The organism is Rhodoferax sp., assembly GCF_028689305.1.
Taxonomy (GTDB): Bacteria; Pseudomonadota; Gammaproteobacteria; order Burkholderiales; family Burkholderiaceae_C; genus Rhodoferax.
This window is the reverse complement of record NZ_JAQTWM010000017.1, coordinates 34,149-51,136: the sequence shown is the minus strand read 5'-3', so window position 1 is coordinate 51,136 and position 16,988 is coordinate 34,149. Positions and strand designations below refer to the sequence as shown.

The following is a 16,988-nucleotide window of genomic DNA, read 5'->3' as shown; positions in this document are numbered from 1 at the left end:
ACGCACTTCACCTTGCCCGCAAACTCGGCCTCCAAGGCTTTCAGCGCCAGCAGGTTGTCGCCCTTGATGAGTCGGTTGTCAAAAATATCCGTGTCCGTCACCCGCTGCTTGGCGTGGTAACTGCGCGCCGGGTCTTCCAACAAAATGCGCGGCTCCAGCCGTGGCCGCTGGTCTTTGCCGATCCAAGTGAGTTCTAGTTTTTGGTGTTTGCTCATGCCGTTGATGCCTTACCACCATTGACACGCGCTTTGGCCGCGGCATCAAATGTTTCGTTGTTAATCGGGGAGCGCAAGCGATCGTTGTTGAGCAACTTCAAAAGCAGCTCGATGGTCTCCTCCTCCACAACGACCTTTCCATCTTTCACGTTCAATGCCCATCCTTCTTCTTTGCTAATGGCAATCATCTTCTGAATGTATTCCGGCTGTTTGTAGTAGCCCGCCTTCAGGATAGAAGCCATCTTCCGTAGATGATGAAGGTTGTCACCCACATATTTTGTGATGCGCTCTGTATTTTCAAAATTGCCGGTATTGGCGAAATCTTGGATAACTTCAGCGGCTTTGGCTTTCATGCCTTCACGGAAGTTCATCGAACTTTCAAATTGCTTCTTGTTGGCAATGAAAGTTGTACCGTCATAGACAAAAAAGTCGTAGCGCGGGTAGATCATGAAGACTTCCTTGTCATCCAGATCAACCAGTTTCTTATTCAGGAAAAAGGCAAGGTCTTTTGACGTGGCCTTTTTGGGTTGCGTGTCAGCGCTTATCTTCTTCCATGCAAACAGCTTGCGATTGTCTTTCTCTAACAAAATCACATAAGCCCAGGATCTGAGAAGTTCTTCGTGGCTACTTACCTTTTTGTTCCCAAAACCCTTCCCGATCTCTGCCGCCACCTTGCTGAAATCGGTGGCATCGGCATCAATGGTGAACAGCGCATCGTCACCATCTGCGTTGTTGTAGTCGTACTCTGCAAGATGAAAATCCTTTCCTTGCAACTGCTGTTTCAAATAGCGCTTGAAACGATTGTGGAGTTTCTTATCCATATCCACACGCAAAGCGCTGTAGGCATTCTCCTTGGATGCCTGATGTTTCTTTATCAACCAAAAAGAGGCTATCCATCCACCGAAGTCCTCAAGCCTAATTTCCTTCAATTGCTTTCTGGTTTTTGTATTCATGTTTTCCCTTTTGAATGCGCACGGATGTAAAGGTAATGTGACAGTTGATCTAGCCGGATTGAATCACGAATGCTGATCGGCTCTCGGGTTATGACCATCGCCTGTATTTCCTTGTCATCACGCTTGAATGTGCAATCAATCAGCATATATCCGGCAATCGCCAGAACGGGGTTGATAAACACCGTCTGGGTTCGATAGGCCATGATGAAAAGAACGGCCAAGAACAGAGCCAAACTGAGCAAGGTCTGCCAATCACCTAGCTCAACACGCATGAAAGAGAGCATGTAGGGAACTGTGTAGCCGAACATGTCCCCAGATTTATTTGCCGCCTTGGTTACAACCACGGGCAGGCCATTCTCAACACTCCTGACCGTCATGAGCGTGATGAAGCTGCTACCAATGGCCATAAAAATTAAGATGCCGCTTATAGTCGGTGAGTTGAAGAGATACATCAAGCCAAGGTTTACGTCCTTGATCGCCAGGATGAACATCAATGGCGAATAGGCACTCAAAAAGAGTACAAAAGACACCAATGGACGTAATCTCAAGGACGATTCACTCATACGACTACTTCCGGATTATTCGTTGCGCGCCTGGACTTGCCAGCCCATTGAGCGCATCCAACCCCACCAACGACCGCATCTGCGTGATGGCAATGGCATTCAACTGTGCCAGCCGCTCAGGCGCGGCCAGACCTTGGTGAATCAGCACTGCATTGATGCTTTCCAGATTGGACAAAACCACCAGTTGCTCCAGCGTAGCGGCATCGCGCATGTTGCCCGCTTGGTCTGGATTGGCTTGCCGCCACTGGGATGCGGTGATACCAAACAGAGCAACGTTAAGCAAATCGGCCTCGCTGGCGTAGATGGTGCCGGTTTGCGCTGCCGTGAGACGTGGCGGGATCAGGTGCTCTTTGATGGCATCGGTGTGGATTTTGTAGTTCACCTTGGACAAGGTGCGCTGGAAATTCCACTCCAGCGATGTGGCGCGCGCCTCTTCGTCCTTCAGACGCTGGAATTCTTTGATGAGGTAGATTTTGAATTCGGCACTGATCCACATGCCAAACTCGAACGCGATGTCCTTGTGGGCGTAGGTGCCGCCATACCTGCCTGCCGTGGCGCGCAAACCAATGGCATTGGTTTTTTCCACCCACTCCTTCACGCTCAGTTTGTAGCTATTCAAACCCGCCTGGCTTTTAATTGTGGCGAATTCGCCGTAATTAAAAGCGGGGTTGTAGACCGACTCCCATATACCCAAAAACTCTACCGTGTTGCGGTTGCGTAGCCAGTCGGATATGAAGAAATCACCATCCTTGGCTTTGAGCATGTCGGTCAAGGAAATGTAGTCTTGCCCTTCGCGGGACACGACGGCTACTTCAGCCCCCTGAACGTGGATAACTCGGTTTTTCATGCCAGCTCCCATTGGATTTTGAATATTTCTTTTAGCATCGACGATGACGATAGCTGGCCTTCCAAGTCGTCAATCAACCGACTGCGCTGCCCATCAATCTCGTCCTGCCGATCAAAAATCCTTCGCCTCAGTTGGCTGCGCTTGTCTTCTAGCTCGCGCTGGCGTTTCTGCCAGCTCAGCTTTTCTTCGAGCGTGGCGGCCACTGTGGCGGTGCGGCGCACCTCTTTGATTTCGCGGTCCAGCTCTTTGACTTCGTTTTCCAGGCCCACCTTCAGGTCATCGGCCCACGCATCGAGCTTTTGCACTTCGGCATCAAAGTAGCCCAGGTTGCGGGTGTTCACAGCTTGAATGTGCTGCCGCTCAAGGCGCAGCACTTCTTCATCCAGCGCAGCGGGGGGCTGCATCAACAGATCGTCTTGCAGCAGTTCAGCAGGCAGGCGCAGCAGTTTTTCGGCGTCTTCTTCGTGCAAGGCCTCGCCCGCATCGGTAAGGCCCGCCACCAACAAATAGTCTTCTACCAAGCCCAGCGCATCTACCGACAGCACGCTGAACGACAGCCAGCCGCTTTGCCCGCGCCGGGCTTTGAGTGTGGCAATGTGGGTGCCATGGGCATCGTAGTCAACGCGTATACGCGCTGCGGGCAAGGTGCGTTTTTTTGCCTGCGCAATCAGCGCCTGGGCCAATGGGTGCCCGGTGCGGTACAGGTGCGCATCGCCACTGCGCCGGGGCAGCTCGTAGCGGCCAGGGGGTGCGTCAGCTGGCGGCACACCTGCGGGCGTTTGGGTCAATGTGAAGCCTTCATGGTCAAAGTCTGCCAGGTCTTGCAGTTCGGCCTGGGTTAGGTCCATCAGCAGCTTTTCAAAGCGGGTGCGGGCGCTCTTGCTCTCGGTTTGACGCAGCTTGAGTTTGTCTTGCACGGCTTCGTCAAAGTTTTCCAGCAGCAGTTGTCGGGTTTTGATCATGGCGGCGTTGATCTCGCCCGACAGATCTAGCTGCAACTGCTCAAACGAGGCATTGATTTCTTGGGGGCTGCGGCAGGTTTGGTAAATCTCAGCAATGCGGCGCTCAAAGTCCACGCCACTGCCGATGGTGCCCAGCACTTCGTCGCTGGCGCCAAACACGCCCTCAAAGAGCTGGAACTTCTGCGCCAGCAGCTCATACACGCGTTTGTCTGCCGGGTTGCTGTGGTCGATGAAGTTGACCACCACCACGTCGTGCTTTTGCCCGTAGCGGTGGCAGCGGCCAATGCGCTGCTCAATACGCTGGGGGTTCCAAGGCAGGTCGTAGTTAATGACCAGTGAGCAAAACTGCAGGTTGATGCCCTCGGCTCCGGCCTCGGTGGCAATCATGATGCTGGCCGACTCTTTGAAGTGCTCCACCAACGCGGCCCTCGTATCTGCGGTGCGCGAGCCGGTAATGCGGTCGGTGCCCGCATGACGCTCTAGCCAGGCTTGGTAGATGCGGGTGGCCTGTTCGCTGGTGTTGGTGCCGTTGAACAAGACCGCTTGCCCAGCATAGGGACTTTGCTCCAGCAAGGCCAGCAAATAGTCTTGCGTGCGGCGTGATTCAGTGAATATGAGTGCCTTACGCTGCGCCCCCAACCGTTCCAACTCGGCAAAAGCTTTGCCCAAGGCAATGAGCAGGGCTTGGCCCTTGGCGTTGTCGCGAATGGTGGTGGCCATGCGCTGAAACTCGCGCAGCTCGGCAATCTCTTCAGCCACGCTGGCCAGCGGAGGGGCCGCATCGCTACCCTCTTCGCTCCACTCTTCTTCGGTTTCGTCCAGGGATTCGTAGTCTTTGTCCAGCTCGGCGCTGAGCTGCGCGTCGGTCTTTTCGGCAGACTCGGCACCCAGCTTGTCTTGCAGGCGCTGTGCCATGGTGCCCAGCGCGCCGCCGATGGCGTAGCTACTGGAAGCCAACAGCTTCCACAGCACCAGCGAAATCAGCTGGCGCTGCCCGCTAGGCAGCGCATTGAGCGCAGGGCGGCGCAAATAGTCGGCCACCACATCGCGCAGCACCTGCTCGTCTTGCGAGGGGGTGAAGGTCTCCACCATGGGAATGCGCTTGGTGTACGAAATGTAGGGTTGCACCTGGCGGCGCAGCGTACGCATGCATACGGGCTGCAGGCGTTCGCGCAGCTTGGCCACTGTGGCCGCATTGTTCAGGGCGCCAAATTGGTCGCGGAAGCTGGGCAAATCGCCAAACACTCGCTCGTCCACCAAGCTGACCAAGCCGTACAACTCCAACAGGGAGTTTTGCAGCGGTGTAGCGGTGAGCAGCACCTTGGGCGCGCTGGCCAAAGCGTCTTTGAGCGCTTTGCCAATGACGTTGCCTTGCTTGTACACGTTGCGCAGGCGGTGGGCTTCGTCCATCACCACCAAGTCCCAAGCCACGCGGCGCAGGTCATCTGCCTTGGCCTTGGCGAACTGGTAGGAGCAAATGAGTACGCGAGGCTGGTCGAATGGTTGCTTGGTGCCAGCTCTCACCATCTCGCGATAGCTCTTGGCTTCCAGAATCTGGGCTTGGAGACTGAATTTATCTTGCAGCTCTTGGTGCCACTGCTTGCGCAAATTGGCGGGGGCGATGACCAAGATGTGCCGCTTGCGCTCTGCCCAACGCTGGGCAATCACCAGACCGGCTTCGATGGTTTTGCCCAGGCCGACCTCATCCGCCAGAATCACACCTTTGGAGAGTGGGCTGTGAAAGGCGAAGAGCGCCGCCTCTACCTGATGGGGGTTCAAGTCAACCTGTGCGTCCACCAACATGGTGGCCAGCATGTCGGTGGCGTCCGCCCCCATGCGGCGGGACAGAAGCCAGGCAATGTATTGGGATTGGTAGGGAGAAAGGTTTGAGGACAAAGCACAATGACTTGTTGTTTCGTGAATTATGCGGCCTTTGAGTATCAAGGAACAGGAGAGCCCAGACCACCGCAGCCCCGCTGTGCAAGCCTAGAGCGGGCGCCTGAAGGTGAAAGCGGCGGTTTGATGGTCTGAGTCACGAATTGCTATATTTAATATAGCAACTCAACCATTCTTCTTCCGGGCTAAGGCCGTGTTTTGCTTTGAATCCGGCGCCTTGGGACAAGTCCACCCCAGGCACGGGCAAGGGTTATTTGGGTCGTTTGTTGACCGGCCAGCGCGAACGGGTGGCGTAGCGCACCGGTGGGGCGGGAATCGGCGCCAGCCCCTCGTCCTTCTCGGCAGGCGGCTCGGTCGGTTCGGCGGCCAGGGTCGAGAAGTCGAGGTCCAGCATCCGTGATGGCGACTCTTCCGGCGCCACCGGCACCGTCATGGAGAAGGCGGCTGGGTGGTCTGCCGCTTCCGGCTCAGACATCTGCACCGGCACCCCTGTCATCTCCGGCGGCGCCGCTGCCAAAGCCGGCGCGTCGTCTACAGGTGAAAATTCGAGCGGCGCCATATCTACTGCCGGCGTTTCTTCCTCCTGCGCCTGCTCAACGGCTGGTGGCACTGCGGGTGAGAGCGCGTCCTGGTTCAGTGCGGCGGAGGTCTGGTCCGGCTCGGTCGGGGTGATCGGTGTCTGGTCAAGCAGCCCCACTGGAGCGGCCGCCGCGTCTTGCGACGGTGCCGCTGTCTGTTCGTCTTCCGCCAATGTGTGCAGCATCAACAAATCGCGGAATGCCGCCAGATCAAACTGGGGCCGGGGCTGGGGCGCCAGATCGGCAAAGATGCAGGTATCAAGGAAGGCAAGGGCCTGCCCGCCTGGCCAGGCTTGACTCAATTGGCTCAGTGTTTCCGGGTAATTCTCCAGGTCCTTGTCAGGCACATTGAAGGCTGGAAAATCGGGAACCACCGCGTTGAAACGCTGCATGAAGGCGTCACGGCACTCACGAAAATCCGCTTTCAGGCCGGACTGGTGGTACAGGCTCAGCAGGTCCAAGTAGATCAGCGGATTGGGGGCACCACTCTCGGCAATGTGTTTTTTCAGAATACGAAACGCCCGGTCAGCCTGCCCCAGGGAGACAAAAAACTCGGCCTGCTGGCGGATATCCAGAACGGACTCGTCATTGAGATGACGGCTGCGCGCCACACGGGCGCTTGCCGGCGCCGCCGTTTTGGCGGACTGTTTGGCCGCGTCTGTCAGCAGGAAGTTGTCCAGGTCAATGTCGAGATCGACGTCAGCCTGGGTGGCATCAAGTTTTGACACCCGAGGTGGTGCCACAACCGCAACACTGGGGGTTGCCGCAACGGGCGCGGCCTCTGCCAGCGGCGGCATGGACGACGTCGGCGCCGCCGGTGGGGCCTGCGACATCAGCACCGTCTGGTCAGAAGCATCGTCAGCGTCGCGCCACCAGACATTGCTACTGCTTTGGCTGCTGCGCAGGCGCTGCCACAACCACACCAAAGCCGCCAGACACAGCACCAGCAGGGTGCCCATCACATACAGAATCCAGACCGGAACTTGCTGTGCCTGGGCCTGCTCCAGTTGCACACGCAGCGACATCAATTTGGCATCGTTACCCGCCACCAAATCTTTCAATGCCTTGACATCCCCTTGCAGGGAACTGATCTGCTGGGTGTGGCGCACCGCGTCTTCGGTGGGCAGAAACAACGTGCTCGAATCCAGCAAGTCGATGCGGTCCGACAGGATATCCAGCGGGTCCAGCTTCAACACGGACTTGCCCGTCGGGCGCTCAACGGCTTTGCGCACCAGCGGCTCCACAGGCACCTCGCTGGCGGGCTTTCTGGTCTTTTTGGCCACCTTCACGGGCTGAACCTGGGTTTTTGCCGCTTCTGGCAATTTGGTAGTCGCCGGACTGGCAGACGCTGCCGGTGCCACGCCACTGGCAGTTGACGGCAACACCACCGTGGGCAGCACCGCCCCTGTCTGGGCTAGCGGCCTGGCAGAGCCGGAGGCCGCGTCCGGCAAGGTCACCGGTTTGGTTGACATCACTGCAGGCAATTCAGCCAGCAGCACATAACGACGAACATGGCTGGCGCCACAGGACGAACGCAACAGCACCGTCACCACCGGCTCATCAACCATGGCGCTGGACTGGATGCGCAGCAGCATCGACTGGCCTGATCCGGTCGGTGGAACGCCCACCACCGCGGCCGTGCTGGCCTGTCTGGCGTCGGCGTAATACACGTCAGCCCCAATGCAGGAAGCAGACACTTCTTCAGTGGCTTCGGCCTGAACCTGCACCGTCACATCAAGTGACCGCCCGATCATGGCGGTGCCCCTCAAATCGCCCAAAGTGAACGCATGAGCCGACATGACCACGCCCAGCCATGTTGCTGCCAGTGCACCTGCAACAGACCAATCCCGTTTTTTCAAGACAGCTTTCCCACGTTGTGATGACTCACCTTTTTCCATCGACGGCGCGATTGAACCGTCTGCAAATGCAGCCCATTCAAACAGGCAACAGCATAACTGTTTGGAGTCATTATTTTTAATCATCCACTCGAACAAATCCCGAATCTTGCTGGAAAATTGACACTTTCTGGACCAGCCAGCGGACTTCTTGTCTCCCAAGTTGCCGCCCTGAACACCCTACCATGTGCCAATTACTCGGAATGAACAGCCACTTGCCGGCCAGCCTGACGCTGAGTTTTACCGGTTTTTCGCAGCGTGGCGGCTGCACTGACCACCACGGCGACGGCTGGGGCATCGCCTTTTTTGAGAGTGATTCAGCCACGCCAGGCAAGGGGGTCAGGCACTTTGTGGACAAAACCAGTGCCTGCAACTCGCCGATTGCCCAGATGCTCAAGAGCTACCCGGTCAAGAGCCACAACGTGGTGGCCCATGTGCGCAAGGCCACGGTGGGCAGTGTGACACTGGAAAACTGCCACCCGTTTGTGCGTGAACTCTGGGGACGTTATTGGGTGTTTGCCCACAACGGCGACCTGAAAAACTATGCCCCCCATCTGCACGGCAGCTTCCGCCCGGTGGGCAACACCGACAGCGAGCTGGCCTTTTGCTGGCTGCTGCAGGAGTTGGCCAAATCCCATGCCGGGGTGCCCACGGTGGAAGAGCTGACCTGCACCCTGCGGGAGCTGGTGCCGCAGATTGCCAAGCACGGCACTTTCAACTTTTTGCTCAGCAACGGTCAGGCGCTGTGGGCGCATGCCACCACCAAGCTGCATTACGTGCTGCGCGCCCACCCGTTTCGCCAGGTGCACCTGAAAGACGAGGATGTCAGCGTTGATCTGGCCGAACTCAACAGCCCCGAAGACCGGCTGGCGATTGTGGTGACCGAGCCGCTCACCACTGACGAGGAATGGGTGGCCATGACCCCCGGCCAGTTGCAGGTGTTTGTGGATGGCGTGCCCGCCAGCTGCAGTTGCCACTGCAAACTGGTCGCGGCCCCGGCAGCGGCCCCAGACCTGGCCGCGGTGGCGCAGGATTTGGCCGCTAAGGTGTGACGCTGGCCAGCGCCGCTTCCAGCGCATCCACAAACATGGCGGCGACGTCAAAGCCCGTCTGGTCACGGATTTCCTGAAAACAGGTCGGGCTGGTGACGTTGATCTCGGTCAGGCTGTCGCCAATCACATCCAGCCCGATCAGCAACAGGCCACGCTTGGCCAGCACCGGGCCAATGGCCTCGGCAATCTCGCGATCACGCGCGCTCAAGGGCTGCGCCACCCCTTTGCCACCGGCCGCCAGGTTGCCACGCACCTCGCCGCCCTGCGGGATGCGCGCCAGGCAATACGGCACCGGCTGTCCACCAATCACCAGCACGCGTTTGTCACCCTGGGCGATGGCGGGCAAGAACTTCTGCACCATCACGGTCTGGGCACCGCCCTTGTTGAGCGTCTCGATGATGCCGCCCAGGTTCAGGCCGTCTTCCCTGACCCGGAAGATGCCCATGCCGCCCATGCCATCAAGCGGCTTGAGGATGATGTCATGATGCTCGGCATGGAACTGCCGGATGTCCTGTGCATCGCGCGTCACCAGGGTGGGGCCGATGAACTGGGGAAACTCCAGAATCGCCAGTTTCTCCGGGTGGTCACGCAGGGCGCGCGGCTTGTTGAACACCCGAGCCCCCTCACGCTCGGCCTGTTCCAGCAAATGGGTGGCGTAAAAGAACTCACTGTCAAACGGCGGGTCCTTGCGCATCACCACCGCATCAAAGTCCTTCAACGCCCGTCCACCAGGTGCACACGGCACGGCGCTGAACCAGTCCGTCGCGTGGCCAGTGAGCGTGAGGTCGCGCACCTGCGCGCGCACCGGCTGGCCACGTTGCCAGCGAATGTCTTGGGGCTCGCAAGCGCTGATGTGATGGCCACGGCGCTGCGCCTCGCGCATCATGGCAAAAGTGGTGTCTTTGTAGATCTTGAACGAGGCCAACGGGTCGGCAACAAACAGCAGGTTCATCAGGGTGGCTCTCCAAGGTTAACGGGGCGTCATGTCGAAGTGGGATTTTCCGACACGTTGCACCAGCAGCGCCAGCGCACCCGCAATGACCCCCCAGAACGCAGAACCCACCCCGGCGATGACCACCCCGCTGAGCGTCACCAGGAAAGTGATCAAGGCAGCCTCGCGGTGAAATTCGTCCCGCAAGGCGGTGGTGAGGGCGGCGCCAATCGTGCCCAGCAAGGCCAGTCCGGCAATGGCGGCAATCAGTTCTTTCGGAAAAGCCGTCAAGGCACCGGTGATGGCGGTGCCGAAAATGCCGATCAGCAGGTAGAGCGCACCACAGGACACCGCCGCGGTATAGCGTTTGTCAGGGTCGGGGTGCGCTTCGCGCCCCATGCAAATGGCCGCCGTGATGGCGCTGAAATTCAGTGCAAACGCGCCAAACGGTGCCAGCACCAGCGTGGCCACGCCGGTGAGGGTGATCATGCCCGACACCGGAATACCCGGCTTGTCGGCGCTGTGGCTATAACCGGCCGCATGAATGGCCGCCACACCAGGCAGGTTTTGCGACGCCATGGTCACCACAAACAACGGCAGCGCCAAACTGATGGCTGCCGCCCAACTGAACTGAGGCACGGTCAACACCGGTAATGCCAAGGAAAATTGCACACCAGCCCGCGTAAAACCTGCACTGATAGCTACATAAACAATAGCAACCAACAAAGTCAGGGGCACCGCATACCGCGGCAACCAGCGTTTGCCCACCAGATAGCTGCCAAGCATGATCAGGACCAGAGGCAGATTGGTCTGGGCTGCGGTAAAGGCCTGCATGCCAAAACGCGCCAGCACACCGGCCAGCAAGCCGGAGGCGATGGCCATCGGCAGATGGTTCATGACCCGCTCGAACCAGCCGGTCACCCCGCACAGGGTGATCAGTGCGGCGCACACCATGAACGCCCCGACCGCCTCGGCCATGGAAAAACCACCGGCAACGCCTGCGGTGGCCAGCACCGCCGCACCGGGCGTGCTCCAGGCCACCATCACGGGCTTGCGCAACAACAACGAGGGCACCAGGGTGCACAGCCCCATGCCCAGTCCCAGCGCCCACATCCAGGAGGTGATCACCTCCGGCGTGGCGCCGAAGGCCAGCGCGGCCTGAAACACAATCGCCACGGAACTGGTGAAACCCACCAGCACGGCGACAAAACCGGCGGTGAAGGCGGAAGGGGAAAGGTCTTTGAAAAACTGCATGCAGATCAATGATAAGGGGCCAGAGGAAACGCTTGAGGATGTTAGCCAGCGACGTCACCCACAATCCGTTTGGCGTTTGGCCAGGCTCGACTGTCGAGCAAAAGCTCCAGCTCCTCCTCCACAATTTTGTAGACCCGGCTGATCGCCACTGCGCCGACCTCGCGGCGGGTACAGGCCAGGTACATTTTCCAGTTCACCAGCGGTGACGAAAACGGCACGGCAATCAAGTGCCCTGATTCGACTGAATAACTCCAGGAGGTACTCAAGCTGAAGATGGTGGTCCCCATGCCGCGCTCAACCATGCCGCGAATGGTGGAAGTCCCGTCGGTCTCGTAAATGATATTCGGGCGAACGCCGTGACCGGTACACAGACGGTCCACCAACACCCGAAGCACACTGGGCCGACACGGCAGGATCAGAGGTAAGGTGGCCAGATCAGCCAACGAGCAGGACTCGGGAACCAGCTTGCCAAACTGGGCCACAGCGGTTTTGTTGGACGCGAACAAGAACAGGGGCTCAACCAGGAAGGGCTTGACCGTGAACCCGGTTCCAAGGTCTGCGTTGTAAGTCATGGCGATGTCGGCTTCGGCGCGCATGAGCCAACCATGCACGTTCGAGGGCGTCCCCTCCAGAATGTGCAGATTGACCAAAGGCAGCTCCTTCAGACAGCGCTCAACCACCGGCGGGGCCAGCAGACCACAGGTGCGCTGGGGCAGCGCGATGCGCACTTCTCCTGATGGAATTTGGGCAAAGGAGGACAGGTTGCGCTCCATATCGGCAACCTCATCCACCAGGCGCTGTGCACGGGCTAGAAAGATGTGACCCGACTGGGTCAAAGCCACACCACGAGCGCGGCGCTCCAGCAGCGCCGTGCCCATACGATGCTCCAGCCGCTGGACGCGTTTGCTCAGTGCTGACTGGGCGATGCACAGGAAAGCCGCGGCCTGGGCAAAGCTGCCGTGCTGTGCCACCACCACAAAAGCCCTCAAATCTTCAAAGATCACGATATCCACCCTCACGACAACAGAGCACCCCGGTGCCCTGAGCCGAGGATAACCGGCTTGTCGGTTGAAAAGGTGTCAGAGCCGCGCTGGCAGAACCGTTCCCACACATTCGCCGAAGCCAATGCGCGCCGCTCCCGGCTTCTCACACCACCCCCTCATGGTGACCCGATCACCGTCTTCGAGGTAGGCCCGGGTTTCGCCATTGGGCAGCATCACGGGCTGCCGTCCCCCTTGGGTCAACTCAATCAGGGCACCGGCCTGCGCCGGTGTGGGGCCCGACAGGGTGCCGCTGCCAAACAAGTCCCCGGGCTGCAAACTGCAGCCGTTGACGGTATGGTGGGTGACCATCTGGGCCATGGTCCAGTAAGCATGGCGGTAACTGGTCTGCGCCAGTGCGACCGGCATTTGCTGCTGCGCGCGCATGCCAGCGGTTTGCAGCAGCACCTGCAGTTGCAGGTCCAGCGCACCGCCCCCCCGGTTGGCGGCCGAATCCAGATAGGGCAACGGTGTAGGGGCGTCTGGTGCCCGGGTGAAGGGCTGGCGATACGGCGCCAGCGCCTCCAGCGTCACCACCCAGGGTGAAATGGTGGTGGCGAAGTTCTTGGCCAGAAAAGGCCCCAGTGGCTGATATTCCCAGGCCTGGATATCACGTGCGGACCAGTCGTTCAGCAAACACAGGCCGAACACATGCTGCTCGGCCTCGTCCATCGCGATGGGTTGTCCGGGCGCATTGCCTGTGCCGATAAAGATGCCGACCTCCAGCTCAAAGTCCAGCCGGCGGGTCGGCACCAAAGCGGGAACATCGTTGCCAGCGTCCATGATCTGCCCTTGAGGACGGGGGAATGCAGCGCCGGAAACAGCGATCGTCGAAGCACGCCCATGGTAGCCAATCGGTATCCACTTGTAGTTAGGCAACAGCGGATGGTCCGGGCGGAACAGTCGGCCAACATTGGCGGCATGATGAATGGAGGTGTAGAAATCGGTGTAGTCGCCAATCCGCGCCGGCAGCGCATATTCCACAGCGGCTTGCGGCACCAGACAAGCCTGCAGCGTCGATTGTGCCGGGGCGTCGACGCGCAAGGCACCCGAGAGCGCCCGCCGCAAGGCCGACCAGGCCGCGGCATCCAGCGCCATCAGCGCATTCAGGCTGGTGCCCGTGGTGGCCAATGCGGGAGTTTGCGCCGCCCCCCCAAAAACACCGCAAGCCACCGCCGAGGTCATGTCCAGCACCTGGTCGCCAATGGCCACCCCACACCGGAACGGCGTACCCGCGCCACTGCGACGGTACATTGCAAATGGCAGATTCTGGATCGGGAAGTCGCAGTCCACCGCATTCGCGGACATCACCCAACTGCGCAGGGCCGGATCGTGGGTTTCATTCAACCCGCCAGAACGGCCGGTCATGACGCCGCCACACGATGCGCCAATAACCCGAGCACCCGCCTGGTGGTAGCGATCTCGGCCTGCGAGATGCCCTGAAACCGTTCTGTCTCAAACGCCGTGACCCGACGGGCGCTGGCATCGGCCCGCTCGCGCCCGATAGGCGTCAGGGACAAGACGCCAGCCTCATCACAGGTGATATGACCTCGATCCAGCAAATCAGCGATGGCGTCGTCCGCATCACGGCCGCCCAGGTAAGCCAGTTGCTTGATCTGATCCAGGGTACGCGGCATGGTCCGCAGCCAGCCGTAGATGCGGAACTGCGCCACGCTGAGATGTTCTGCCTCACGGTGTTCGTCGAACCACGCCGACATCTGGTGACTGGAGTAGTGCAGCAGGCGCATCAGTGAACCTTCTGCCGCATCGACCGCACTGGCGGACGCCGACACCGTGGTGGTGGTCGACTGCACTGCGCCGGGATGCTCCTGCGTCACAGCATACCGTCCCTGCGTGAACAGCAGCGGCTCACCACCAAAGCGGGCATAACGCAGTACACGCCCCACCACAATGAAGTGGTCACCGCCTTCATGGATCTGCTCCAGGCTGCACTCCATGTGCGCGATCGTGCCACTGAGCAACGGTGAGCCGGCCTGGCCCACGGCCCAGGGAACCAGACCAAACTTTTCTTCACCAGGCTTGGCAAATTGGCTGGCCAGTTCAACCTGGTCCTCGGCCAACACATTGACGGCGAAATGCCCAGCCGCACGAAACAGTGGCCAGCTGCCAGACTCGCGCCGGATCGACCACAGGACCAGTGCAGGTTCCAGCGACAGAGCAGCAAACGAGTTCACCGACATGCCGGCTTTTTGTCCATCGTGTTGGGTGGTCATGACCGTCACGCCGGTGGCAAACTGGCCAAGGCAACGACGAAAGGCACGAACATCGTCCAGGGGATGACCGGCTTCGATCAGGGGATTGTTGGTGTTCACAGTCAACTTTCTTTCCGGGGCCATCAGGCCACTGCATGGCCAGAACTGTCCCCGTCCAGTTGCGCCACTAGGTCACACTGCAGCGACATGCTGGCAGGCAGGGTTTCAGAAACGATCACATGGCGGGCAGGACGCGACGCCGGGTCGGGAAAACGCGCCACCCAGTGGGTGTTGATCATCTCGCGCGACACGCCAGGGCGGGTGTAGAAGGTCATTTTCAGGATGTGGTCAAAGTTGCCACCGGCGGCTTCGAGAATACGCGCAACATTCTCAAACATCAGCCGGCATTGTTCTTCTACAGACTCAGGCACCTTGCCGGTTTCGCGCACCGTGCCAAAGATTGCCCCTGTCATCAGGGTGCGCCCGATCACACTGGCCGCCGGCACCGGGTTGGTGCCGTGCGAAAAACCTTCGATATCAATACTTCGACGCATGGAAATCCCCTTGCTCTGGATACTTTGAAAGACGTAAGCCGCCGTGACATCAGCTGGGCACTTCGAGCGCCAGCAAGCCGTAACCGGTCATCATCGGCGCCCAATAATGGCGTTGAATCCGTTTAAACGGCTTGTCGCAATGGCCCAGGGCACCCCGCATGGCCAGCCAGATCATCATCTCGACCGACTCGACGCCGCCACGGTGGATGAAGTCCGCGTGGCTGGCCTGACTCAAAACCTCGGGCTGGTGCTCCAGCAGATCCATGAAACGGTTGTCCCATTCGGGGTTGGTGAAACCACAATCCAATCCATGAAGCTGGTGCGATAGCCCACCAGTGGACATCACCACCACCCGGGTGTCCTGGCCAAAGTTGCCAATGGCCTTGCCAACGCTTTGCCCCAGGCGATAACAACGCGCAGGTGTGGGTAACGGCTCACGCAGCACATTGATGTTGATGGGCACGACTTTGATCGACCAGGGGAGGGTCACCAGCAGGGGCAACACCGACATGATGCCGTGATCCAACGCCATTTCCTGGCAAATGGTGGGGTCAAACTCGTCACGCACCAAGCTGGTCGCCAAGTGCCATCCCAGGTCAGCATCTCCGGGCACCGGCGCAAAGGCGCGTGGCCCAGCCCCCTCATCGGCCACCGGCATGGACTCCGCCACACCCAGGGAAAACGTCGGGTAAGCACCAAACTGAAAATGGTTGAGATGGTCGTTATAAAACACCACCAGGGTGTCCACACGTTGATCCACCAGCCACTGTTTCACTGGCGCATAGGCCGCAAAAAACGGTTTCCATTCCGGCCGATCCTGATGCCCGGCATCAAACGCGTGTGAAATGGATGGCGCGTGTGATGAGCCAATACCTCCAATCAAAACTCCCATGGTTGTCCTTTGTTTGCTGCTTTACGCTCTGCCAGAAAGTCCTCGACCGACTGGTTACGGCACTTAGCACCCCGCTCCAACAGGGTCACCCCCAGGGCACCGCTGGCTTTGCCGATGGCGACATTGGAGGCGCCATAGTCCAGCAAGGCGCTGTAATCGCGCTCGCGCACCATGGTGCGTTCCTGCTCGTTCAAACCAAAGTCAGCCATGCAGCGCTCGGGGTCAGCCACAAAGGCGGCTCGCTGCGCGGGCGCACGCATGCCGGTCAGAAAGGTGTTGAGCCGAAAGCCACGCCGCGCGCGCTCAGGGGTCAGCAGGCACATGCCGCGCAAAGGCACGGTCGGGCCCAGAATCGAATCTTGTGTCATGGATACTCCTGCGACTCAGTTCTTGAGACCACGCACCAGTTCAGCAGCGGCCTTGGCAAACAACGACAAGTCGTTGCTCACCATCACATAGTTGAAACCCCGCTCACGCGCCTGGCGGGCCATGGCAGCGTCGCCTACGGCGGTCCCGCAAGGCAGGCCCAGTTGCCGTGCCGTTGTGAGCAGTTGGTCAATCAAGGCAGCGTTATCAGGATGATTGGCCGGCTTCCCAGAAGACAGGGCCAGATCACCCGCGCCGACAAACACGGCATTGACGCCTTCGACGCCCATGATCTGGTCGGCCTGACGCAGGGCTTCCACCTCTTCCAGTTGCACCCCTCGGAATACGGCGGTATTGCCGTGTTCCACATATTGCGCCGTGGTCTTCAGTCCCCAATGCCCGGCACGGGAAGTGATGCCCAACCCGCGTGACCCCCTGGGGCTGAAAATCATGCCATCCATGACCTGCCGGGCCTCTTCAGCGCAACGCACGCGCGGCACCAGTACGCCGTCGGCACCGCTGTCGAGAATGCGTTGCACATCGGTTCCGTTCGAGTCCGGCAGGCGGACCAGTGCTCTCATGCCAAAACCTTGCGCCCCAACGATGCAGCGATAGGCTGTCTCATACGTATGCGGCGCGTGCTCCATGTCGATCACGACAAAATCAAATCCTGCCAGCGCCAACGCCTCCAGTGTCTCCAGCGTGCCGAGTTTGACCCAGGTACCCAACTGGCAGCTGCCAGGTTGAGCCAGTGTCTGCAAAAAATTGGCCATGTGA

General features: G+C 59.4%; 16 protein-coding genes and 1 pseudogene. 2 read left to right on the top strand and 15 right to left on the bottom strand.

The window, feature by feature from the left end:
• The 6 genes and pseudogenes from PHW99_RS05765 to PHW99_RS05740 form a co-directional block, all read right to left on the bottom strand.
• Positions 1-215, bottom strand: a pseudogene (locus PHW99_RS05765) (site-specific DNA-methyltransferase); the annotation flags it as partial.
• Positions 212-1,168: a DUF4868 domain-containing protein gene (locus PHW99_RS05760; protein WP_300174663.1), complete on the bottom strand. Its 957-nt coding sequence runs from the start codon at positions 1,166-1,168 to the stop codon at positions 212-214. The pseudogene PHW99_RS05765 and the gene PHW99_RS05760, both read right to left, overlap by 4 nt.
• Positions 1,165-1,731, bottom strand: coding sequence for a hypothetical protein (locus PHW99_RS05755; protein WP_300174661.1), 567 nt, complete (start codon positions 1,729-1,731; stop codon positions 1,165-1,167). The genes PHW99_RS05760 and PHW99_RS05755 overlap by 4 nt, the downstream gene beginning before the upstream one ends.
• 4 nt (positions 1,732-1,735) lie before the next feature.
• Entirely contained in the window at positions 1,736-2,578 is an 843-nt protein-coding gene (locus PHW99_RS05750) for a KilA-N domain-containing protein (RefSeq protein WP_300174659.1), read from the bottom strand.
• The gene (locus PHW99_RS05745; protein ID WP_300174657.1) at positions 2,575-5,436 is read right to left on the bottom strand and encodes an SNF2-related protein; all 2,862 of its coding nucleotides are present in this window, start codon (positions 5,434-5,436) and stop codon (positions 2,575-2,577) included. The genes PHW99_RS05750 and PHW99_RS05745 overlap by 4 nt, the downstream gene beginning before the upstream one ends.
• 250 nt (positions 5,437-5,686) lie before the next feature.
• Positions 5,687-7,768, bottom strand: a complete 2,082-nt coding sequence (locus tag PHW99_RS05740; protein WP_300174655.1) for a hypothetical protein — start codon at positions 7,766-7,768, stop codon at positions 5,687-5,689.
• Between the two features lie 43 nt (positions 7,769-7,811).
• Between PHW99_RS05740 and PHW99_RS05735 the strand changes: the two genes are divergently transcribed.
• Together PHW99_RS05735 and PHW99_RS05730 are read left to right on the top strand one after the other, a co-directional pair.
• The gene (locus PHW99_RS05735) at positions 7,812-8,033 is read left to right on the top strand and encodes a hypothetical protein (RefSeq protein WP_300174653.1); all 222 of its coding nucleotides are present in this window, start codon (positions 7,812-7,814) and stop codon (positions 8,031-8,033) included.
• Between the two features lie 61 nt (positions 8,034-8,094).
• Positions 8,095-8,961, top strand: a complete 867-nt coding sequence (locus PHW99_RS05730; RefSeq protein ID WP_300174651.1) for a class II glutamine amidotransferase — start codon at positions 8,095-8,097, stop codon at positions 8,959-8,961.
• On the opposite strand, the gene gshB is transcribed toward PHW99_RS05730, so the two are convergent.
• From gshB to PHW99_RS05685, 9 genes are all read right to left on the bottom strand, one after another.
• Positions 8,951-9,913: a glutathione synthase gene (gene gshB, locus PHW99_RS05725; RefSeq protein ID WP_300174649.1), complete on the bottom strand. Its 963-nt coding sequence runs from the start codon at positions 9,911-9,913 to the stop codon at positions 8,951-8,953. The genes PHW99_RS05730 and gshB overlap by 11 nt on opposite strands.
• A gap of 18 nt (positions 9,914-9,931) precedes the next feature.
• Positions 9,932-11,146 (bottom strand): benzoate/H(+) symporter BenE family transporter, encoded by a 1,215-nt coding sequence (locus PHW99_RS05720; protein WP_300174647.1) that lies wholly within the window; start codon positions 11,144-11,146, stop codon positions 9,932-9,934.
• Between the two features lie 41 nt (positions 11,147-11,187).
• Positions 11,188-12,150: a LysR family transcriptional regulator gene (locus tag PHW99_RS05715; RefSeq protein ID WP_300174645.1), complete on the bottom strand. Its 963-nt coding sequence runs from the start codon at positions 12,148-12,150 to the stop codon at positions 11,188-11,190.
• A 75-nt stretch (positions 12,151-12,225) separates the two neighbouring features.
• The gene (fahA, locus tag PHW99_RS05710; RefSeq protein ID WP_300174643.1) at positions 12,226-13,554 is read right to left on the bottom strand and encodes a fumarylacetoacetase; all 1,329 of its coding nucleotides are present in this window, start codon (positions 13,552-13,554) and stop codon (positions 12,226-12,228) included.
• Positions 13,551-14,519 (bottom strand): flavin reductase family protein, encoded by a 969-nt coding sequence (locus tag PHW99_RS05705; protein WP_300174641.1) that lies wholly within the window; start codon positions 14,517-14,519, stop codon positions 13,551-13,553. Before PHW99_RS05705 ends, fahA begins: the two co-directional genes overlap by 4 nt.
• A 23-nt stretch (positions 14,520-14,542) precedes the next feature.
• Entirely contained in the window at positions 14,543-14,953 is a 411-nt protein-coding gene (locus PHW99_RS05700) for a RidA family protein (RefSeq protein ID WP_300174639.1), read from the bottom strand.
• Between the two features lie 49 nt (positions 14,954-15,002).
• A complete protein-coding gene (locus tag PHW99_RS05695) occupies positions 15,003-15,845 on the bottom strand; it encodes a class III extradiol dioxygenase family protein (RefSeq protein WP_300174638.1) in 843 nt (280 codons plus the stop codon).
• Positions 15,833-16,213: a hypothetical protein gene (locus PHW99_RS05690; RefSeq protein ID WP_300174637.1), complete on the bottom strand. Its 381-nt coding sequence runs from the start codon at positions 16,211-16,213 to the stop codon at positions 15,833-15,835. The genes PHW99_RS05695 and PHW99_RS05690 overlap by 13 nt, the downstream gene beginning before the upstream one ends.
• A 15-nt stretch (positions 16,214-16,228) precedes the next feature.
• Positions 16,229-16,984, bottom strand: a complete 756-nt coding sequence (locus tag PHW99_RS05685; RefSeq protein WP_300174634.1) for an aldolase/citrate lyase family protein — start codon at positions 16,982-16,984, stop codon at positions 16,229-16,231.
• Positions 16,985-16,988: the final 4 nt, after the last annotated feature.